This window comes from Marinomonas sargassi (assembly GCF_025716875.1).
Lineage (GTDB): Bacteria > Pseudomonadota > Gammaproteobacteria > Pseudomonadales > Marinomonadaceae > Marinomonas > Marinomonas sargassi.
Genome location: NZ_JAOVZB010000006.1, coordinates 103,907 through 125,091 on the forward strand (window position 1 = coordinate 103,907; position 21,185 = coordinate 125,091).

A 21,185-nucleotide genomic window follows, 5' to 3' on the forward strand; every position below is an offset into this window, starting at 1 on the left:
TGCTTAATTGGCTTGCTAGAAGGCATTACTACTGTCCTCTATTGCCAGAAATACAAAACGTGACACAGCAAGAGCTCCCGACACAAATGCTAAAAAATAGAATTCTTTTGAGTGGAAGTTATCTGCTCTTGAAGGAGCAATTAATACCTCCTGAACTGACTTGGACGCAGCAACGGATATACTAAAAAAACAAGCAGCAAGACAAACAAAGCCTGTAATTTTCATACCGATAGGGGATAGTCCGCCTTTTAATCCGCCACCACCTAGGTGCATAGCAAATAAAAATCCCGTATTCCACATTAAAACGAAAGCTACAATTACTGGTGTCTTCAAACTAACCAATGATCTCCATTCAAGCTTCATATATTTCCTTTGACTTTCCCCCCCAGTAAAGGGTTGATAATGCTTGGCTAAACTTATGTAGCAGAGAAGAACCGAGCCAAGCTTTAGCAGTCCCGCGCTTAATTGGTTGATTAAAGGCTTGTTACCACCCAAGCTAAGCCTAAAATGATTACTAGCCCAACTATAAAAATATTGCCGCTCTTTTTAGCAACAGCGGCATTCTCCTCAGTAATTGAACGCATGGGTAATGAAGATAACTCCCAAAACGAACAAGCTAACCAAATAACTGGAAATAGAAATAAACTGAAAATACTATTTGTTTGATATAGCAAAAATATACTTAAAGCTGTACCCAATATTTTACCTAATGTTGGCCAGCCAGATTGAAAGCCAAAACGGTATTTCGAATGAACAAAACTTAGTTCACCGCATAGTTTGCATTTAGATGGAGAATCAGAACCAGACCAAAGCTTTGACCAAAAACCAATTCCTTTTTTATTGCAGCTTGGGCAGATAAACAAGTGAAACCTCTAACCTTTTAATAGTATTCATACGCGTAATTTATTTTGTCCACCGCACATTATTCATCCCGTGAACTTCCTTTTTCATTGATACTAAAGCACTTTCAAAAGCACCACCAGTACAAAATACAATCAAAAAAACAGAAACCAATATCTACAAAGCTATTTATTCGATGCAATCCCGATTGCACGACAGCTCGATAGTCGGGTTACCGTGTTTAGAAAACAAGAAATACATATGGCTCTACTAAACACCTTACGTAAAAGACCGCGTAGGAGATAAATATCTATAAAAGAGAGAGAGGCGCTAAGATTCTGACCCAGCGAATTTTTGGTTACTTTTTGGGCGCCAGCAAAAAGTAACCCGCCCAGCAGGGCGGAAAAATACTTATTAACACAAAGGCCTTGAATGAAAAAGCGCCCCTTCACCCCTTCTAAAGAACAAAAACAAGAAGCTTATCTAAAAAACTACCGTTTCTTCCTAGGCAAAGGAAGAAGACCCGAGACTTCCCACTCAACCTCCCCTTCCCACTCAGGATGCACCCACAAATCTCCAATCGCCACCAGCTCCCCTTGCTGATAAACATAAGGCAAATGCTCCCGCCACCAGCTTGGTATTTGCAAATCATTCAGCCACTTTTTCAATCTACGACTGTGGCCTGAAGGCATAGCAAGGTCGACACCTAGGGGGCGTGTTTTCAGCTCACAAGCGGAGCTAGATACAACTCTTACCTTATCAAAGGAACGGTTTAACCATTCGCCATTAGGCAAAGAACCAAGTACCACAGGAAGCTCTTGAGGAAGAAGGTACAAAGTACCTTGATGACGCAATAAACGCTTATTTTGAAGAACTTGTTCTGGCTGGCGATCATTCTCACCAAAGAACATATTTGTAACGCTGATTAGCTGAGCATGGGGTAAAGAAATATCAAATTTGGCAAGAAACTGTCTAACCCAGAAGGCTTTATCATCCAAAGGCAATTCAGCTAAATGGGATAAAACCAATCCACCGAATTCGTCACTCCAGCTTGCTAATTGTTGGTGAGAGAGTTTCGCTAGCATGCTGTAGTCGGTTTCTATACGTTGCGCTGTAGAAACGATATTAGATTCCAAACTAGGAAAACGCTGCTGCAAACTTGGGACAACACTGTGCCTTAGGTAGTTACGAGAAAACTGCTCGTCCGTGTTTGACTCATCTTCAACCCATTGCAGCTTATGTATCTCGGCATACGCTTCTATATCCGCTTTGGAAGCGTCTAAAAAAGGCCGAACTAAATAAGCCCCCTGCTCACCGATATCGCGCTGGTAGGGCATGCCCGACAAGCCTTTACCACCTGTTCCCCGTAGTAAACGAAACAAGACAGTTTCCACTTGGTCACCAGCGTGATGGGCCAAGAATAAGACATCATGTGCACCGAGTGTTTGCTCAAACACCTGATAACGAGCATTTCTTGCCGCTTCTTCAATAGAGCCCTGTTCAGCCAAAGCAACTCGTTCTGCAACGAAACTCACATTCAGGCTTTGGCAGAAGTCTTCACAAAATTTTAGCCATTCGTCAGCATTGTCACTTAGCCCATGGTGAACATGGATGGCGGACACCTGTTGCTTTTGCTCATTAGAAAGCTGGCTCACAAGAGCATGCAATAAAACACAGGAATCGACTCCACCACTCAAACCAACCCTCACCCTATTCCCAGTGGAAAAGAGGTTATCAATCCACTCCTTAGAGAAGGTTAATGTGGCTAAATTCGCCATTGAGTTATTGAGTCGTGTCATCCTAATAATCACCTGCTTGAGAAACAAAAAAGCCCCCATAAAGGAGGCCTTTTATTAGGTAGAACGATTACAAGCCGTAAGACATAAGACGCTTGTAACGACGCTCTAGCAATTCTTCTGTGCTTAGTGCTTCCATACGATCCAAAGCGGCTAAGACATTTTCTTTTAGGCTTTGTGCAATTTGCTCGTGAGCAATGTGAGCACCGCCTTGTGGTTCAGGGATAATGGTATCCACTAAGCCAAGCTCTTTAAGGCGTGGCGCTGTAATACCCATCGCTTTTGCTGCGTCAGAAGCTTTTTCAGCACTCTTCCATAGGATAGAAGCACAACCTTCTGGTGAGATTACAGAGTAAGTACCGTATTGCAGCATCATTAGCTCATCGCATACGCCAATTGCCAAAGCACCACCAGAACCACCTTCACCGATAACAGTGGAGATTATAGGTGTTTTTAGGCGAGACATAACAGCCAAGTTATAAGCGATCGCTTCACTTTGACCACGTTCTTCTGCACCGATACCAGGGTAGGCTCCAGGTGTGTCGATTAGAGTAACGATTGGCATATTGAAACGTTCAGCCGTTTCCATCAAACGCAAGGCTTTACGGTAACCTTCTGGACGAGGCATACCAAAGTTACGCAATACTTTTTCTTTTACTTCACGGCCTTTTTGGTGACCAATAACCATAACGGCACGGCCATCTAAACGAGCAATACCACCAACAATCGCGCTGTCGTCTGCATAGTGACGATCACCGTGCATTTCTTCGAAGTCAGTAAAAGCGTGCTGGATGTAATCAAGCGTATAAGGACGTTTAGGGTGACGAGCTAATTGAGAAACTTCCCATGCGCCTAAGTTACTGAATAGGCTTTTAGTTAGGGCTTCTTTTTTCTCTTCTAAGCGACTGATCTCGTCACCAATGTTTAGATCGTTGTCATTGCCAACTAGGCGTAATTCTTCAATTTTTTGTTCAAGCTCTGCAATCGGCTGCTCGAAAGGGAGATAATTTAAATTCATGTTTAATCACACTACTTTTTAGTTGTCATAAAATTCAAAACAAAACACTTTAATGCTTGTTCCATAATTCTGTAAAAGTATGGTTACAACGCTACCATTCCATTGCGCAAACTGTTTATGGTGGCTAAGTATACACCAACTGGACGTTTTGTTTACCGTATTGTTTCTGAAGTTGATGAATTAATTCATCATCTGGGCGCACTTTCCACTCTTGTCCTAAGCGAATATCGCCAGATGCTTCTGGTATATCGAAACTGATCACCACATCACAGCCTTCACCACGATAAGGCGACATATAAACCGCTAATGTTTGTATATCGGTTTGAGTGACGGTTTCAGCCGTCCAAGCAATGCGCAGTGCTTCCACATAACGTATTCTCGCTTGGGCGATATCAAGAATATTACGGGCAATAACCTTTTGGCCACCTCGGAATTCATCGACCGATATCTCCCCTTCTACCACTACCACTTCATCTTTCACGATAGCGTCTTTGAAGGTTTCAAAATTATCAGGAAACACGGTTACTTCAATACGAGCTGAGCGGTCATCCAAGGTCACAAAGGCAATATTGCCGCCTTTCTTACTCTTGGTTATGCGCAGGTCAACGATCAAGCCAGCCATAATTTGGGTATCGCCACGCTTAGGCTGCAGGTCAACAATTTTTGAACGAACAAAGCGACGTAGCTCTTTCTCGTATTCGTCAATTGGGTGGCCTGTTACATACAAACCTAAGGTGTCTTTTTCCCCATCCAATCGCTGACGAGGTGGCCATTCGTGTTGAATACCAATCTCTTTGTAGGCGTCTTCTGTGCTTTCTTCGACAGCCACACCGAACAAGTCCATCATGCCTGCATCTTGGTTTTTCGCATCTTGTACGGCACGCTTCAAAGCTTCATCAATGCTTTCAAACAATGTCGCGCGATTTGGCCCTATAGTATCAAAGGCACCTGAGCGAACGAGAGCTTCCATGACACGCTTATTGACCTTGCGCCCTACTCGTTGACAGAAGTCGAATATGTGTTCAAAAGGCCCATCTTTACGTGCTTCAACAATGGCTTCTATTGGGCCTTCACCCACGCCTTTTATAGCGCCTAAGCCATAAACAATGGCACCCGCTGTATTAACGGTAAACTTGTACACAGATTCGTTCACATTAGGCAGCTCTAGCTTGAGCTTCATGGAGCGACATTCTTCAATAAAGATAACGATCTTATCCGTGTTTTGCATATCCGCAGATAAAACCGCCGCCATAAATGGTGCTGGGTAGTGGTTCTTCAGCCATGCCGTTTGATAAGACACTAGAGCATAAGCGGCCGAGTGGGATTTGTTAAAACCGTAACCTGCAAATTTCTCCATCAGGTCGAAGATGTTACCTGATAAATCTTTATCTACGTTGTTCTTAAGAGCACCTTCCATGAAAATTTGGCGCTGTTCCGCCATTACTTCCGCTTTCTTCTTACCCATAGCACGACGTAGTAAATCGGCGCCACCAAGAGAGAATTTCGCCAATACCTGAGCGATCTGCATTACCTGCTCTTGGTAAAGGATAATGCCGTAAGTCGGTTCCAGTACAGGAATCAAATCATCATGTTGATAGTCTGGATGAGGGAAAGCCAACTCAGCTCGACCGTGCTTACGGTTGATAAAGTCATCTACCATGCCTGAGCCCAACGGCCCCGGACGATACAAGGCCACCAAGGCGATAATATCTTCAAAACGCGAAGGCAAAAGCTTCTTAATCAGCTCTTTCATACCACGGGATTCCAGCTGGAATACCGCCGTTGTTTCAGCTCGTTTTAATAGGTCGTAAGTTGATTTATCTTCAAGATCGATTAAGGCAATATCTAGGGGCGGTTTACCTTCTAGTGCATTAATGGCATCGATGTTTTTAACAGCCCAGTCCACCACTGTGAGGGTCTTCAGACCTAGAAAGTCAAATTTGACCAGTCCTGCTTCTTCTACATCGTTTTTATCGTATTGGGTAACCAGACCTGAGCCATCTTCTTCACAGTAAAGCGGTGCAAAGTCGACCAGTTTGGTTGGGGCGATAACCACACCACCGGCGTGTTTACCAAAGTTACGCACGACACCTTCCAGTGATCGTGCCATTTCCATGACTTCTGCCGCGTCTTCATCGCCCGCTAAAAACTCAGGTAAAGCTGGCTCTTCTTCTAATGCCTTGCTAAGCGTCATACCAATTTCAAAAGGTATCAGCTTAGAGAGCTTATCCCCTAGGCTATAAGGTTTACCTTGTACCCTAGCCACATCTCGCACTACCGCTTTCGCCGCCATGGCACCAAAGGTGATGATCTGTGATACCGCATCTCGACCATAGGTGCGAGATACATAGTCGATCACTCGATCTCGGTTATCCATACAGAAATCGATATCAAAGTCAGGCATAGAGACACGTTCTGGGTTTAGGAATCGCTCGAATAGCAAGTCGTATTCAAGTGGATCAAGATCGGTAATTTTCAGCGCATAGGCCACAAGAGAACCTGCACCCGAGCCTCGACCCGGACCAACTGGGATGTCGTTGTCTTTAGCCCACTGGATGAAGTCCATTACGATTAAGAAGTAACCGGGGAACCCCATTTGATTAATGATATTGAGCTCGAAGTCCAAGCGATCCCAATATTCTTGGCGGCGTTTTTCTATTCGCTCACCATATTTTTTAACCAGAAAATCAAATCGCTCCTGTAAACCATCAAATGACAATTTACTGAAGAACTGCTCCATGGTCATACCCTCTGGAACAGGGTAATCCGGTAGGAAGTACTCCCCTAATAATACATCAACGCTACAGCGTTTGGCTATTTCAACGGTATTCTCAATGGCCTCTGGAATATCGCTAAACAGCTCCGCCATTTCTTCGGCGCTTTTAAAGTACTGCTCTTCCGAATAGCGGCGTTTACGCCTTGGGTCATCTAGGGTGACACCATCATGAATACACACCCTAGCTTCATGGGCTTCAAAGTTTTCACGGGCTAAAAAACGTACGTCATTGGTCGCTACAACAGGGCAACCAAGCTCAGCGGCCAAAGGTACTACAGCATGTATATAATCTTCTTCACCTGGGCGGCTAGTACGTTGTAGCTCAATATAAAATCGATCTGGGAAAGCACCCATCCATTCGCTTAAGCGTTGCTTAGCTTCGGCCGTTTTGCCTTTTTGTAGCAAAAGCGCCACATCGCCATAACCCGCTCCAGAAAGAGCGATCACATCTTCACTGCATTCTTGAATCCATTCTCGTTTAACAATCGGTCGACCTTCGGACTGACCCAATTGGTAACCACGAGAAATTACTTCGATGATATTCTTGTAGCCTTGATTCGACGTGGCTAATAAGGTGAAACGGTAACGTGCTTCGACCTCGCCGTCTTGCTCGACAACCACATCCGCACCACAAATAGGCTTAATACCCTTATCCATAGCGCCTTTATAAAAACGCACAAAACCGCAGAGATTGTTTTCATCTGTAATGGCTACGGCAGGCATGCCTAAGGACTCAGTTTTCCCTAGCAAGCCTTTGATTTTTACCAAACCATCTACCAAAGAGAATTCAGTATGTACGCGTAGATGTATAAACGGTGTGGACAAGGTGTTATCCCTCTATAATTTTCTTAACTGGCCCAAAACTGCGACGATGTAATGGTGTAATACCATATTGGCGAATGGCTTCTAAATGCACCGCAGTTGGGTAACCTTTATGCTTTTCAAAACCATATTCCGGGTATTGTTCGGCGAGTGCAACTATCTCATTGTCTCGTGTGACTTTCGCCAAAATAGAAGCCGCTGAAATGGCTTCTTGTCGCGCATCCCCTTTTACCACAGCTTCCGCTGAGCAGGCTAGGTTAGTAGGGATACGGTTGCCATCCACTAACACATGTTCAGGCTGGATATCTAAAGCCGCTACCGCACGAGACATGGCCAACATACTGGCATGGAGAATATTAATCTCATCTATTTCTTCTACACTGGCACTGGCAATCGCGTATGACAAGGCTTTTTCTTTGATTTCCACAAAGAGAGCCTCGCGTTTTTTCTCACTCAACTTCTTGGAATCAGCAAGGCCCGCTATGGGTTTGTTTGGGTCTAAAATAACCGCAGCAGCCACCACATCACCAGCAAGGGGACCTCTACCAGCCTCGTCGGTTCCTGCTAACAAGCCATCAAAATACACATCACTAACAAAGGGTTTTAACGGCTGATTTTTCACTGCTTTTCTTCCAGCCCTGCTTTTTCTAACCTAGAACTTTCTAACATAGAAATAATGGCTTTAGCGCCTTGTTCACCCGCATTTTTGCGCAACATATTATGCAAGTCTAAATACTTATCTTGAATTGACTGGTCTGCATAAAACGAGCGTCTGACATCCAATAAGTTGGATGCTAAATTCTCAGGAATCGCTTCGTCCTGCAATAACTCAGGTACCAGTGGTTCATTGGCGAGTAAATTTGGCAAAGAAACATAAGGTACCTTAATCATTCTCGACATAATGGCGTAAGTTAACTTGTTAACCTTATAGGAAACCACCATTGGGCGCTTCACTAACATAGCTTCTAGCGCAGCAGTACCTGAGGCTAGCAATATAGCGTCTGAGGCGGCCATCACAGTACGAGACTGTCCATCTATGATATTGGCCTCGACACCCGCTTCAAGCAAAACAGCTTGTATTTGTCCTCGCCTTTTCTCATTAGCCGCTGGCATTAAGAATATTGCTTTTGGCTCTTGCTGTTTAATTATCTTCATCGTTTCAGCAAACAAGGGAGCAAGCTTAGCAACCTCTCCTTCCCTAGAACCCGGTAAGATAGCAAAAACTGGCGAGCTTTCCGGTATATCTAATCCTAATGTCTGTCTGGCTTCTTGAGCATCACTCTCTAGAGGGATTTCATCTGCTAAGGTATGACCAACGCACTCCACTGGGATATTGTGCTCATGGTAAATAGGCAGTTCAAAAGGGAATAGTGCCAGCATGAGATCAACAGATTTTTTGATGTTGAAAATGCGCTTTTGTCGCCAAGCCCACACTGACGGACTGACATAATGAACCGTTGGAATACCAGCTAACTTAAGCTTCTTAGCTAATGGCATATTAAAATCAGGGGAGTCGATTCCGATAAAAGCCGTGGGTGGATTATCAAGGCAAGACAAATAAAGTCGCTTGCGGATGCCCAGTAGTTCTCTCAACCTTCCTAGCACTTCAACTAAGCCCATTACCGATAGTCGGTCCATAGGCACCATACTAGTAAGACCTTGGGCTTCCATCAATGGACCACCAATGCCCTCAAAGACGGCATCTGGCTGTAGTTTTTTAAGGTGAGCAATCAAGTTGGCACCCAAAATATCACCGGATGCTTCACCAGCTACTAATACATAACGTTTTGTAGACGTCACTATTCTCTCCCTTATAAACCTAAACCATAAAAAAACCCCGAAGCAATCCGGGGTTTTTCTTTAAAAACAGAGTGATTATCTTATGATGCCACGTTTAGACTGTCGGATAGACACAATAAAATCGGCCACTTCAGAAACACTAGAGACATCTGACTTTTCAAGTTCTTTTAATGCTTCTTCCAGCGTTAAACCTTTTAGATAAATCATTTTATAAGCAGTTCGTAAGGCTCTAATCACATCGGATGGCACACCTCGGCGACGCATGCCTTCAAAGTTCATCCCATGGGCTTTCGCAGGACTACCAGACACCATAATGTAACGAGGTACATCTTTGGCGACCATGGACCCCATGCCACACATACTGTATGAATTCACTTGGCAAAATTGATGGACACCAGTGTAACCACCAAGAATGACATTATCGCCAACGCGAACATGACCTGCTAGAGCGGCAAAGTTAGCCATGATGTTATTATCACCTACGATACAGTCATGACCCACATGGGTACTTGCCATAAACAAGTTATGACTACCTATCTTGGTGATACTGTTATCTTGAATGGTGCCGCGATGAATAGTGGCATTTTCACGGATAACATTATGATCACCTATCACTAATTCGGTAGGTTCGCCTTTGTATTTTTTATCTTGGTTTGCTTCACCAACGGAAGCAAACTGATAAATTTCATTATTACACCCAATTGTCGTATGACCATTAATTACGACATGAGACTTAATAACACTACCAGCACCAATTTTTACATTAGGGCCAATGGTACAAAAAGGACCGATCTCTACGCTGGAGTCAATCTCTGCTTTTGAATCTATTAAGCTGGTTGGATGTATCACCACTATACTTTCCTATCTGCACACAAAATAGTTGCTGAGCATACTAGCTCACCTTCTACTGTTGCTTTACATTCAAATTTCCAAATGCCACGTTTTTCAGTCAAGATTTTAGCTTCTAATTGAACCTGATCACCTGGCACAACAGGCCTTTTAAAACGACATTTCTCAGAACCAACGAAGTAATATATAGAACCGTCCTGAGGTTTCTTATCCATGGTTTTAAAGCCCAAGATACCCGCAGCTTGCGCCATAGCCTCGATAATCAAAACGCCCGGCATTACTGGATGATCTGGGAAATGACCATTAAAAAACGGTTCATTAATGGTAACATTTTTGTACGCAACAATGGACTCACCTAAGTTTAGTTCAACTACACGATCCACCAACAAAAAAGGGTATCTGTGTGGTAAGTATTGGCGGATTTCATTTACGTCCATCATTTATTATCAACCTTATCTAATAACTTATTTATCTGTTGTTTCATTTGTGAAAACTGTTTTGCCATGTCATCTATCCGTCTGACTCTGGCAACGGTCCTACGCCATTTGGACGTAGGTTCCATACCCATTCCTGAAGAGTAAGACCCTGCTTCTGGAATGGAGTTACTGATCATACTCATACCGGTAATGTGTACATGATCCACTATTGTTAAATGACCTGCGATACAAACGCCGCCAGAAATAGTACAAGAAGAACCGATTTTTGTACTACCTGCAATCGCCGTACTCGCGGCAATCGCTGTATTATCGCCAATTATGACGTTATGAGCAATTTGAACTTGGTTATCAACTTTTACACCGTTACCAATGAGTGTATTTTCAATGGCGCCACGGTCAATGGTGGTACTGGCTCCGACTTCTACAGAGTTACCAATCACCACAGAACCAAGCTGATTTATCTTTTCCCAAGCACCATTTTTAGGTGCAAAACCAAAACCATCTGCACCGATAATCGAACCACTGTGGAATATACAGGATTCGCCAATAATTACATCATGGTAAATCGTAACATTTGGGTACAATTGTGTACCTTTGCCAATGGTAACTCCTCGACCAATAGCACAACCAGCACCTATGATGCAGCCATCTTCAATGACAGCACCAGCATCAATAGTGACATTTGGGGAGATTACGGCTGAAGAGGAAACCTTAGCCGTATCTGCTATAACGGCACTAGCATGATGGCCAGACCAAGATTGTGTCTCAGGGATAAATAAGTGCGATAGTTCTGCAAAGGCTAGGTAAGGATTAGCAACGACAATGGCATTTTCAACCAAGGCAGCAAGTTCTTGGTTTTTCACTATCACAGCCCCTGCCGAGGTAGAAGACAAATGACTTTGGTACTTAGGGTTCGCTAAAAAGCTCAACTCGGATTTCGTCGCACCCTCTAACGTACCTAGCTTTTCAATAACGAGTTGATCATCTCCAACCACTTCGCCTTGTACTTTCTGAGCTAATTCCCCTAAGGTATATGACATAAATTAATTGTCCTTATTAATGCGTTTTACCAACTCACCTGTAATATCCACACCTTGATTGGCATATAAACTTAACTGTCTATTCAACACTAAATCCAATTTTTTCTCTTCAATGATAGCCTTTAGAGCCAGCTCACCCTTAGGAGTAAGAGACTTAATTAATTGCTGCTCGATTGATTTCGCTTCATTCTGCATTTTAGCCGCTAACACTTGAATCTGTTGCTGTCGCTGAGCCAGCCCTTGACGGCGCTTTTTAAATTCTTCTTCCGAAAGTGTTAGCTCATCCCGCTTAAGTTCCTCTGCAAGCTGTTGCAAAGTAGCCTGCTCTTCTTTTAAGCGAGCATCCATGTCTGCCACTTTTTGCTTTGGCGCTTTAGCTGCTTCCTGACCAATGTTACTTTGTAATAATGCAGCTCTAAAGTCCACAACAGCCACTTCAGTAGCCTGTGCACTACCTATCAATAATAGACCAACTAAAACACTTACTAATTTCTTCATTACATCATCCTATTGTTTTTAAATAGCAAACAGAACCTACTAAAAAGCCGTACCTAAACGAAATTGGAAAAAGTCTGTTTCATCATCGTCTTCAGGGTTAATTGCTTTCGCAACATTGAAGGACAAAGGCGCTATCGGTGTTATCCATGTCCAACTAAGTCCTACACTGTAACGAATCTCGCCAAGGTCAACACCCGAAGTGCAGTTTGTACTAACAGGGAAGCAAGAGGTTGCGAACACATTACCAGCATCTAAAAAGGCCGCTGTTCGCACAGACTTATGATCTTCAACCATAGGCAAAGGGAAAATCACCTCTAGCGTTCCCGCCATTAAGAAGTTCCCCCCCATAGCGTCACTATTACTGTCTGAATCATCATCGTAGGAGTTCTGTGGTCCCAATGATGACGAGCTATAACCCCTTACTGTACCAGCACCACCAGCATAGTAGTTTTCATAAAATGGTAGATACTCGCTGTCTCCATAGCCATTACCGTAAGACACTCGGCCTTTAGCATGGAACAACCAGAGATTTGAGTTATCTATATTCCAGTATTTTTCAGAAGTAAGGCTGGCTTTATAATACTCTTGATCACTACCCGGCGTTGTTACACGTAGGTTCAGATTTGTTGAGTAACCATTGGTAGGCAATATGCCACCAATCAAGTCGTTATCTCGCCAAGTAATCGAGGCAATAATGTCATCATAATTATCGCCATAAGTATCAACAAAGTACTCAGATTCGTTAGAAGGGTCATCCGATAAATCAATCGATGTTTCTTGTACACCCAAACTAAAAGTAAGACTTTGCGTATCCGATATAGGGTAACCATAACTCAGCTCGGCGCCTATTTTATCTAGCTGATAATCTTCAATGTCGTCACTATCATAATCACTAGATTGGTAGTAAAAGCGTGCCCCTCGACTCACCCCATCTACTGTAAAGTAAGGATTTCTGTAGGATAAAGAGTAACTAGTATATTCATCAGATTTGGAAGCATTAAAGGATAAGCGGTTACCTGTACCCAAGAAGTTCGACTTGGATATACCAAAGCCATAAATAAGGCCATCATCATCAGAAAAACCGATACTGGCTTGAATGCTGCCTGAAGGTTGCTCCAATACGGTAAACTCAAGGTCTACCAAATCCGTCGTACCCGGCACAGGGCGAGTTCTTAAATTGACATTACCAAAGAAACCTAAGCGTTCCAGACGACGCTTGGAAGCCTGAATTTTAGAATGAACTGCTAACGCCCCTTCAAATTGAGTCATTTCACGACGCAGCACCTCATCTTGAGTTTCACTGTTCCCAGCAAAAGTAATGCGTCGCACATAGACTCTAGAACCTGGGTTTATTTGGTAACTTAGGTTCACCGTTTGGTCATCCAGTTTCTCTGGTATGACATTGACACTAGCAAACAAATAACCGTGATTACCGAGCTCAGTTGAGATCTTTTCAATAATATCTGTCACTTCCTGACGAGAGAAAGTATCGCCTTGCGCGTGAGATATATGCTGCCATACAAGATCTTCTGAAATGGGCAAACTACCACTTAAAGACAGATCATTAAGGCTATAAGGCTTACCCTCTTCTATATTAATAACCACATACACATCACGTTTATCTGAAGATAAACTTACCTGACTAGAAACCACTTTAAAGTCTAGGTAGCCCTGATCTAAATAGAAGCTTCTTAAGGTATTAATATCACCATCAATCTTGGCCTTGGCGTATTCATCTGCGGAACTAAAGGGGTTCCAGTAACCTGTTTCCCTCGCTTCAAAGTCTTCCGTTAGAGTTTCGTCATCGAAAGCCGTATTACCCACAATATTAATGTGCACTATTTTTGCAGTGTCACCTTCATCAATATCAATAGAGATACCAACACGGTTACGGGGCATGTCATCAACTTTGATGTCCACCTTTGCACTGTAACGCCCCAGTGCAAAGTATTGACGTTGTAGCTCTTGAGAAATTTGATTCAAGGTTTCAGGCTTATATATCTCGCCAATCTCTAGGCCAGAGAGTTTCAAGCCACGTTCTAGATCTTCCGTATTAACCAGCTCATTACCAGAAATTGTCAAATCACCAATGGAAGCTCGTTCAACAACATCAAAAACCAAAACACCCTGATCATCATAAACATCAATATCACTAAAGAAACCACTATTAAAAAGAGAGTTAATGGCTTCATAGACCTTATTCGAGTCATAGGTTTTATCATCGTCAAAGCCTATTAGGTCAAATGCCCTTGTTGAAGGCATTTGTATAAGGCCATCGATTCTTACATCTTCTACTGGCTTCGCTACACCATGTACACTAATTAGAGCTAAAAATACTGCGGAAAAAAACTTCACATAAACCTCAATTTACAAGCGAGCAATATCATTAAAAATTGCTACCGCCATTAAAGCAAACAAAAGAGAAGCCCCTATACGGTAGGCAAGATTCTGTATTTTTTCAGAAACTGGCTTACGGCGTACCGCTTCAATACCAAAAAACAATAAATGCCCTCCATCCAACATTGGAATAGGCAACAAATTCAACACCCCTAAACTCACACTCAAGTAAGCCATGAATTTTAAAAATGACTGTAAACCTGACTCAGCCGAGGCACTAGCAACTTTTGCAATGGTAATAGGACCAGACAAGTTATCGACGGAGATAAGCCCCTGAATCATCTTACCAATAGAGCCAAAAGTTAAGGCTATCATTTTCCCCGTTTGTTCCATGCCGTATACGAAGGAACTAAACAGCCCATAATTACGTTCACGTATAAGGCTTTCATCCCATTTGGGAGGCACAACTGCAATACCAGCGTAGCCGACTAACTGGCCATTTAACTCTCGTGAGTTAGGGGTCAATGATAGATTCTGCTCTCGACCATTGCGCTCAACATCGACAGAAATCATTTTGCCCGCACTAGCTTGCACAATAGCAACAATATGTGACCAATCCTTGATGGCTTCACCATTTGCAGCAAAAATTCTATCGCCACTTAGAAAACCAGCACGATATGCAGCACCACCTTCGACGACCTGATCAATCAAAGGTTCAACCTGAGGGCGCCAAGGTTTAAGACCAAAAGCACCGATTAAATCACTGGGTTCTTGTCCGACTAACCAAGCATTTAACCGGGCAACATCCTCTTGCTGCGAACTTAAACCTTCCGTTTGGTAACGAACGGTAATACTTCCCGTTTGACCAATCAAGCTTGCTAACACTAAATTTACATCTTCCCATGAATGGACACTTTCTCCATTGATGGCAATTATCTCATCACCAGCCTGAATATCTGTCTGTGCGATAGGGCTATTGACAACAATATCACCAACTTTTGGAGCGACAGACTGTATGCCCAACATGGCAACCAGAGCATAAATAACAACCGCTAGGATAAAGTTTGCTATAGGGCCGGCAGCAACGATAGCAATACGCTGCCAAACATTTTTATTATTAAAGGCTTGGTCTTTTAATGACTCAGGAACACCACCCTCGCGCTCATCTAACATGCGTACAAAGCCGCCTAGAGGGATCATAGCTAAGGTAAACTCTGTTCCTGCTTTATTGACATATCGGTAAAGTGGCTTGCCAAAACCCACAGAAAAACGCAAAACTTTCACACCACAACGGCGAGCAATATAGTAATGACCAAATTCATGGAAGGTAATCAAAACACCTAAAGAAATAACAATAGAAAGAATATTTTGAATCATGCGAAGTCACCATCCACAAGCACATTATTTGCCAATTGGCGTGCCATTTTATCCGCTTCAAACACATCATCCAAACAATTCACCGGACGAATATCAGAGTGAGTCAGAACATATTCATTGAGCTTAGCTATGTCTAAGAAGCTTATTTTTTCATTCAAAAATGCAGCAACTGCGACCTCATTCGCAGCATTTAATACCGCCATCGCCGTGCCGCCTAAGTACCAAGCCTCCGCAGCCAAGCGAAGATTAGGGAAACGCTCTAAATCTGGAGCTTCAAAGTTCAGGCGAGAAATTTCGATTAAATCAAGTGGAGGAACCTGAGTTTCGATTCGCTTTGGCCAAGTCATACCATAGGCAATAGGCACCTTCATATCTGGATTGCCCATTTGCGCTATGACTGAACCATCTTTATAGGAGACCATGGAGTGAATAATGCTTTCAGGGTGAATAACCACATCAACATCATCTGGTGTCACATTGAACAACCAACATGCTTCGATTAGTTCCAGTCCTTTATTCATTAACGAAGCAGAATCAATGGAAATTTTCTGCCCCATTGACCAGTTAGGGTGTTTGCAAGCCTGCACTGGTGTCACTGAAGTCATATCATCTAGTGGCCATGACCTAAATGGACCACCTGATGCGGTTAACAATATTTTTGAAACATCCGCCGTGTGCGCACCAGCATGGTTTTGAGGAAGGCTTTGAAATATAGCATTATGTTCACTATCAATTGGTAGTAGCACCGCATTATGCAGCGCCACTTCATCCATAAATAGCTTGCCAGCAGTAACCAAGGACTCCTTGTTCGCCAACAAAATACGTTTTCCTGCACGAATGCCCGCAAGGGTTGGCTTCAAGCCCGCAAACCCCATAATAGCTGCCATGACTTGATTCACGTTAGGATCAGCAGCAATGCTATCTAGAGCCTGCTCTCCCCACTCAAACGACACACTGGCACCCTGACACCTTGCAGCCACTTCATTACAAGCAAGTTCAGAACCCATAACAATTCGCTGCGGCTTAAAGCGGTGATATATGTCGACCATTTTATCGACACTTTTGTCTGCGGATGCACTGACAAGCGTAAACTTATCTGGGTGTTGCTCAATAATATCTAATGTACTTTGACCAATTGAGCCAGTTGCGCCTAATAAACAAATACCTTGCATTAAAGCCATCCAAAGACAGTCAGCAAAAGAACATAAGTAGGTGCCGCCGCTGTTAGGCTGTCCACTCTATCCATAACACCACCATGCCCGGGTATTAGTTGGCTCGAATCCTTTATCTCTTCATACCTTTTCAGCAAGCTTTCCATAAGGTCACCCAACACTGAAACAGAGGCAGTAACCAATGCAATGATAGCTAATAAAAACCAACTAGAAAGGCTGTAATCACTCCAGACGCTAAAAGCAACAATACCGATTTGAGTGATAATTAAACCGCCAAACACACCTTCCCAAGACTTTCCTGGGCTAACATATTTAGCCAATTTACGCTTACCAAAGGCGCGACCTGCAAAATAAGCCCCTGAGTCCGCCCCCCAGATCAACCCCATCAGAACAAGAACCCACGTAATAAAACCTTCTGAACTTTTTAAAACAACCAGAGCAGACCATGTCGCTGTCAGAACAAAAACACCAAAGATTAAACGAACTATAGAGTGTCGCCATACTAATGGATCTGGGTAACGGGCCACCCAATACAAGGCAAGCAACCATAATACGGGAGCGAGAAAAAGGGTATTCTGAGCCAAATTCAGGTGACCTAAAAGAGCACATATCGCCCCGACTAAAACCGCATACAAAATCCGTCCTAATTGCGCTTTAATGCCCGATAAACGAGCCCATTCCCAACCTGCCAAAAGCACGACACCAAGCATAGACCACGAAAAAGTATTTGATGAAGCAACAAAAACAGCACCCAGAAACAAGGCGGCCATAACAATGGCACTTAAAATACGAGGAAGTAACATAACTATCGACCACCATAACGACGTTGACGACTTCTATAAATCTGAAGCGCCTCAAGGAAATGCTGCTCACCAAAATCCGGCCACAGCACTGGCAGAAAGACGAATTCAGAATAAGCGGCTTGCCACAGTAAAAAATTACTAATGCGCTCTTCTCCTGACGTTCTAATTAAAAGATCGAGCGCTGGAAGCTCTGCAAGCTGAACATGACTACCTAGCATCCGCTCATCAATTTGATCAATGGATAACTCACCCGTTTGAACCCTTTTAGCAACCGCTTTGGTTGCTTCAGCGATGTCCCACCGGCCCCCATAATTGGCGGCAATAACTAAAGTCATTTGATCGTTGTTTTGTGTTGCTTTTTCGACAGCAGCAATTTGATCTTGTAGTGACTCACTAAATGCCGATAAATCTCCGATCACCTTTAATTGAATCTTATGTTTATTGAGATTTTTAAGTTCCTTTTTCAAGGACCTCATAAACAATGTCATCAGGCCATCCACTTCAAGCTGTGGGCGTTTCCAATTTTCACTGGAAAAAGCAAACAAAGTGAGCACTTTCACTCCAGACTTAGCCGCCACTTCAACAGCCCTGCGCACAGCAGTGGCCCCTGCGGTATGGCCCGCAATACTCGGTAGATATTTCTGCTTCGCCCAACGATTGTTGCCATCCATAATGATGGCAACATGAGCAGGAGCAGCAACTGATTCAGCATCAGTTTCAACCACTTCAGGCATATATATTTCCTAACAATAAAAAACGAGCTTGCGCTCGCTTTTCATTAAATTTCCATCAAGTCTTTTTCTTTCGCTGCAAGCTTTTCTTCTACTAGAGCAACATACTTGTCCGTGATTTTTTGCACTTGATCCTGACCTCGACGTTCCTCGTCTTCAGAAATTTCTTTTTCTTTAACCAAGTCTTTCAAGTTGCCATTGGCGTCACGACGCACATTACGGATCGCTATACGGCCATTTTCCGCTTCGCCTTTTGCTTGCTTGAAGTAATTTTTACGAGTTTCTTCCGTCAGCGCAGGCATTGGAATACGGATTAAGCCACCCGTTGTTACTGGGTTCAAGCCCAAATCAGACTTCATGATTGCCTTCTCAATTTCAGGCACTAAATTACTTTCCCATGGAGACACACCCAGTGTTCGCGCATCTTCCACTGTAATATTCGCCACTTGACTTAGCGGCGTATCGGAACCGTAGTAGTTCACTTTCACAGAGTCTAAGATACTAGGGTGAGCACGCCCTGTACGGATTTTTTTGAAAGAGTTCTCTACAGATGATACTGCTTTATTCATGCGTTCTTCTGCATCTTTAAGAATTTCGTTAATCATAACTTCCTCACTTAATCAGTGTACCTTCATCACCACCTACCATGGTATTTACCAAGGCACCTGGTTTATTCATATTAAAAACACGTATAGGCATACTGTGATCTCGAGCTAACAAATTGCGGTTAAATCCATAACACCCAATTGCTTCTCCAACACTTCGTCATAATTTAAAAGTGTCGCACTTCACAGCAGTAAAATCTTTCATAGGGCCAGCCGAATAAACCCTATCCACTTCTGTCGCTTTCAATACAACATCAGCATTCATCTCAATACCGCATAAACAAGCAGCAGAGTCTGTTGTAAAGAATGGATTACCTGTTCCTACAGAGAAGATTAACACATCTCCTTTTTACGATTTCGAGCAATCTTTCGATAAATAAACTTTATTATTTTCTCTCACAAAAAGGGGCAGTCAAGCTGCCCCTTCATTGTGCAAGACATCGAACTTAAAGATTAACCTTTAAGTTGTGCCGCCACTTCAGCAGCAAAGTCAACTTCTTCGACTTCGATACCTTCACCTACTTCAAGGCGAACAAAAGAAGTAACCGTTGCACCAGCGTCTTTAACTAACTGACCAACTTTAACTTCTGGGTTCTTAACAAAAGGCTGTTCTACTAGGCTGTTTTCAGCCAAGAATTTCTTCATGCGACCAACAATCATTTTATCAACGATTTCTGCTGGCTTACCAGCCATATCAGGCTGAGCACGAACAATCTCTTCTTCTTTAGCAAGTACATCAGCAGGCATGTCATCACCACGAACAACTTGTGGCGCAACGGCTGCTACATGCATAGACACATCTTTAGCTAGTTCTTCAGAACCACCTTCCAACTGAGTCAATACTGCAATCTGACCGTTTCCGTGAAGGTAACCACTCACAAGAGCGCCTTCTACGATAACAGCACGACGAGGAGTGATGTTTTCGCCAATTTTCTGAACTAAGGCTTCACGAGCATCACCAAGTTCACCTGCCAACAAAGTAGCCATGTCAGTTTCTTTTGTTTCAAAAGCAACGTCTGCAACTTTATTTGCGAAAGCAACAAAACCTTCATCACGAGATGCGAAATCAGTTTCTGAGTTTACTTCAACCAACATACCATAAGAAGCATCATCTGCTACTCGCATGATGATGGTACCTTCAGCAGCAGTACGACCAGCTTTCTTAGCTGCTTTCATACCACTTGTTTTACGAAGCTCTTCAATTGCTACTTCAACGTCAGCGTTAGCAGCGACAAGTGCTTTCTTACACTCCATCATGCCTAAGCCAGTACGCTCACGTAGCTCTTTTACCAATGCTGCAGATACTGCGGCCATGTTAAATCCTCTTCACAATTCAAATTTAAAAAAGGAGGTGACACACCTCCCTTTAGAAACCGAAACAAACCTTTAGGCTTGCTTACGCTTCAGTTGCTTCGCTTACTTCAACGAACTCGTCTGCAGTACCAGCAGTCGCACTGCGACCTTCTAGTGCAGCATCTGCAAATGCAGAAACATACAACTGTACAGCACGAATCGCATCGTCGTTTGCAGGAATAACGTAATCGATTCCATCTGGATCACTGTTAGTATCAACGATACCGATAACAGGGATACCTAATTTGTTTGCTTCTTTAATAGCAATACGCTCGTGATCAACGTCAACAACAAACAATACATCTGGAAGACCGCCCATATCCTTGATACCACCGATTGAAAGCTCAAGTTTCTCAAGCTCACGTGTACGCATCAAAGCTTCTTTTTTAGTGATCTTTTCAAAAGTTCCATCCGTCATTTGCTTTTCAAGGTCACGAAGACGCTTGATAGAAGCACGAATAGTTTTGTAGTTTGTCAACATACCACCTAACCAACGGTGGTTTACGAAAGGCATACCAGCACGAAGTGCTTGCTCTTTAATCGTTTTAGACGCAGCACGCTTAGTACCAACAAACAAAACCTTATTTTTGTTCTCAGCCATTTTTTTAACAAGCTCTAAAGCGCTGTTAAGAGCTGGAACTGTGTGCTCAAGGTTGATGATATGAATCTTGTTACGAGCGCCAAAAATGAAAGGCTTCATTTTTGGATTCCAGTAACGAGTTTGGTGACCAAAGTGTGAGCCAACCTGTAAAAGGTCGCGCATAGAAACTGTAGGCATTTTACTATCCTTTATGTTTTTGGGTTATTTTTAAGCTTGCCAGCTAAAAGCGTCAGTCAAACAAGGTTTAAAGCAACCTAAGACACCCCAGACACTTTTATGTATTGCGACAAGATCGTTGATTTAATAAATTTACTCATTACAGATAGATAC

At 43.1% G+C, this 21,185-nt stretch carries 18 protein-coding genes and 1 pseudogene; all 19 read right to left on the reverse strand.

Annotation, left to right across the window (positions count from 1 at the left end; all coding sequences use genetic code 11):
* Positions 1-15: 15 nt before the first annotated feature.
* The 19 genes and pseudogenes from OFY17_RS13065 to rpsB all read right to left on the reverse strand — a co-directional run bounded on the left by OFY17_RS13065 (position 16) and on the right by rpsB (position 21,032).
* Positions 16-363 carry a hypothetical protein gene (locus tag OFY17_RS13065; RefSeq protein WP_263531179.1) on the reverse strand — a complete coding sequence of 116 codons (348 nt, stop codon included), beginning with the start codon at positions 361-363 and terminating at the stop codon, positions 16-18.
* 968 nt (positions 364-1,331) lie between these two features.
* Entirely contained in the window at positions 1,332-2,639 is a 1,308-nt protein-coding gene (gene tilS / locus OFY17_RS13070; RefSeq protein WP_263531180.1) for a tRNA lysidine(34) synthetase TilS, read from the reverse strand.
* 67 nt (positions 2,640-2,706) lie between these two features.
* Positions 2,707-3,654: an acetyl-CoA carboxylase carboxyl transferase subunit alpha gene (gene accA, locus OFY17_RS13075; RefSeq protein WP_263531181.1), complete on the reverse strand. Its 948-nt coding sequence runs from the start codon at positions 3,652-3,654 to the stop codon at positions 2,707-2,709.
* Between the two features lie 124 nt (positions 3,655-3,778).
* Positions 3,779-7,255, reverse strand: a complete 3,477-nt coding sequence (gene dnaE / locus OFY17_RS13080; protein ID WP_263531182.1) for a DNA polymerase III subunit alpha — start codon at positions 7,253-7,255, stop codon at positions 3,779-3,781.
* Positions 7,256-7,259: 4 nt separating this feature from the next.
* The gene (gene rnhB, locus OFY17_RS13085) at positions 7,260-7,874 is read right to left on the reverse strand and encodes a ribonuclease HII (protein WP_263531183.1); all 615 of its coding nucleotides are present in this window, start codon (positions 7,872-7,874) and stop codon (positions 7,260-7,262) included.
* Positions 7,871-9,052 (reverse strand): lipid-A-disaccharide synthase, encoded by a 1,182-nt coding sequence (lpxB, locus tag OFY17_RS13090; RefSeq protein ID WP_263531184.1) that lies wholly within the window; start codon positions 9,050-9,052, stop codon positions 7,871-7,873. The genes rnhB and lpxB overlap by 4 nt, the downstream gene beginning before the upstream one ends.
* Positions 9,053-9,127: 75 nt before the next feature.
* A complete protein-coding gene (gene lpxA, locus OFY17_RS13095) occupies positions 9,128-9,904 on the reverse strand; it encodes an acyl-ACP--UDP-N-acetylglucosamine O-acyltransferase (RefSeq protein WP_263531185.1) in 777 nt (258 codons plus the stop codon).
* The gene (gene fabZ, locus OFY17_RS13100; RefSeq protein WP_263531186.1) at positions 9,904-10,341 is read right to left on the reverse strand and encodes a 3-hydroxyacyl-ACP dehydratase FabZ; all 438 of its coding nucleotides are present in this window, start codon (positions 10,339-10,341) and stop codon (positions 9,904-9,906) included. The genes lpxA and fabZ overlap by 1 nt, the downstream gene beginning before the upstream one ends.
* Entirely contained in the window at positions 10,338-11,378 is a 1,041-nt protein-coding gene (gene lpxD / locus OFY17_RS13105; protein WP_263531187.1) for a UDP-3-O-(3-hydroxymyristoyl)glucosamine N-acyltransferase, read from the reverse strand. The genes fabZ and lpxD overlap by 4 nt, the downstream gene beginning before the upstream one ends.
* Before the next feature lie 3 nt (positions 11,379-11,381).
* A complete protein-coding gene (locus OFY17_RS13110) occupies positions 11,382-11,876 on the reverse strand; it encodes an OmpH family outer membrane protein (RefSeq protein ID WP_263531188.1) in 495 nt (164 codons plus the stop codon).
* A gap of 39 nt (positions 11,877-11,915) precedes the next feature.
* Positions 11,916-14,231, reverse strand: a complete 2,316-nt coding sequence (gene bamA / locus OFY17_RS13115; RefSeq protein ID WP_263531189.1) for an outer membrane protein assembly factor BamA — start codon at positions 14,229-14,231, stop codon at positions 11,916-11,918.
* A gap of 12 nt (positions 14,232-14,243) precedes the next feature.
* Positions 14,244-15,590 carry an RIP metalloprotease RseP gene (gene rseP, locus OFY17_RS13120; protein ID WP_263531190.1) on the reverse strand — a complete coding sequence of 449 codons (1,347 nt, stop codon included), beginning with the start codon at positions 15,588-15,590 and terminating at the stop codon, positions 14,244-14,246.
* The gene (gene ispC / locus OFY17_RS13125) at positions 15,587-16,762 is read right to left on the reverse strand and encodes a 1-deoxy-D-xylulose-5-phosphate reductoisomerase (protein ID WP_263531191.1); all 1,176 of its coding nucleotides are present in this window, start codon (positions 16,760-16,762) and stop codon (positions 15,587-15,589) included. The genes rseP and ispC overlap by 4 nt, the downstream gene beginning before the upstream one ends.
* Positions 16,762-17,565, reverse strand: a complete 804-nt coding sequence (locus tag OFY17_RS13130; protein WP_263531192.1) for a phosphatidate cytidylyltransferase — start codon at positions 17,563-17,565, stop codon at positions 16,762-16,764. Before OFY17_RS13130 ends, ispC begins: the two co-directional genes overlap by 1 nt.
* Positions 17,566-17,567: 2 nt before the next feature.
* Positions 17,568-18,299, reverse strand: a complete 732-nt coding sequence (gene uppS / locus OFY17_RS13135) for a polyprenyl diphosphate synthase (RefSeq protein WP_263531193.1) — start codon at positions 18,297-18,299, stop codon at positions 17,568-17,570.
* Between the two features lie 44 nt (positions 18,300-18,343).
* Positions 18,344-18,901, reverse strand: a complete 558-nt coding sequence (frr, locus tag OFY17_RS13140) for a ribosome recycling factor (RefSeq protein ID WP_263531194.1) — start codon at positions 18,899-18,901, stop codon at positions 18,344-18,346.
* A 7-nt stretch (positions 18,902-18,908) separates the two neighbouring features.
* Positions 18,909-19,250, reverse strand: a pseudogene (locus tag OFY17_RS13145) (amino acid kinase family protein); the annotation flags it as partial.
* A 104-nt stretch (positions 19,251-19,354) separates the two neighbouring features.
* The gene (gene tsf / locus OFY17_RS13150; protein ID WP_263531195.1) at positions 19,355-20,215 is read right to left on the reverse strand and encodes a translation elongation factor Ts; all 861 of its coding nucleotides are present in this window, start codon (positions 20,213-20,215) and stop codon (positions 19,355-19,357) included.
* An 82-nt stretch (positions 20,216-20,297) separates the two neighbouring features.
* Complete coding sequence (gene rpsB / locus OFY17_RS13155) at positions 20,298-21,032, reverse strand: 30S ribosomal protein S2 (RefSeq protein ID WP_263531196.1); 735 nt, start codon at positions 21,030-21,032, stop codon at positions 20,298-20,300.
* Positions 21,033-21,185 lie beyond the last annotated feature (153 nt).

Bases quoted from the DNA above. Each gene is read 5' to 3' on its own strand.
- OFY17_RS13065 (WP_263531179.1), bottom strand. From the start codon at position 363: ATGAAGCTTGAATGGAGATCATTGGTTAGTTTGAAGACACCAGTAATT.
- tilS (WP_263531180.1), bottom strand. From the start codon at position 2,639: ATGACACGACTCAATAACTCAATGGCGAATTTAGCCACATTAACCTTC.
- accA (WP_263531181.1), bottom strand. From the start codon at position 3,654: ATGAATTTAAATTATCTCCCTTTCGAGCAGCCGATTGCAGAGCTTGAA.
- fabZ (WP_263531186.1), bottom strand. From the start codon at position 10,341: ATGATGGACGTAAATGAAATCCGCCAATACTTACCACACAGATACCCT.
- lpxD (WP_263531187.1), bottom strand. From the start codon at position 11,378: ATGTCATATACCTTAGGGGAATTAGCTCAGAAAGTACAAGGCGAAGTG.
- OFY17_RS13110 (WP_263531188.1), bottom strand. From the start codon at position 11,876: ATGAAGAAATTAGTAAGTGTTTTAGTTGGTCTATTATTGATAGGTAGT.
- rseP (WP_263531190.1), bottom strand. From the start codon at position 15,590: ATGATTCAAAATATTCTTTCTATTGTTATTTCTTTAGGTGTTTTGATT.
- ispC (WP_263531191.1), bottom strand. From the start codon at position 16,762: ATGCAAGGTATTTGTTTATTAGGCGCAACTGGCTCAATTGGTCAAAGT.
- OFY17_RS13130 (WP_263531192.1), bottom strand. From the start codon at position 17,565: ATGTTACTTCCTCGTATTTTAAGTGCCATTGTTATGGCCGCCTTGTTT.
- uppS (WP_263531193.1), bottom strand. From the start codon at position 18,299: ATGCCTGAAGTGGTTGAAACTGATGCTGAATCAGTTGCTGCTCCTGCT.
- frr (WP_263531194.1), bottom strand. From the start codon at position 18,901: ATGATTAACGAAATTCTTAAAGATGCAGAAGAACGCATGAATAAAGCA.
- tsf (WP_263531195.1), bottom strand. From the start codon at position 20,215: ATGGCCGCAGTATCTGCAGCATTGGTAAAAGAGCTACGTGAGCGTACT.
- rpsB (WP_263531196.1), bottom strand. From the start codon at position 21,032: ATGCCTACAGTTTCTATGCGCGACCTTTTACAGGTTGGCTCACACTTT.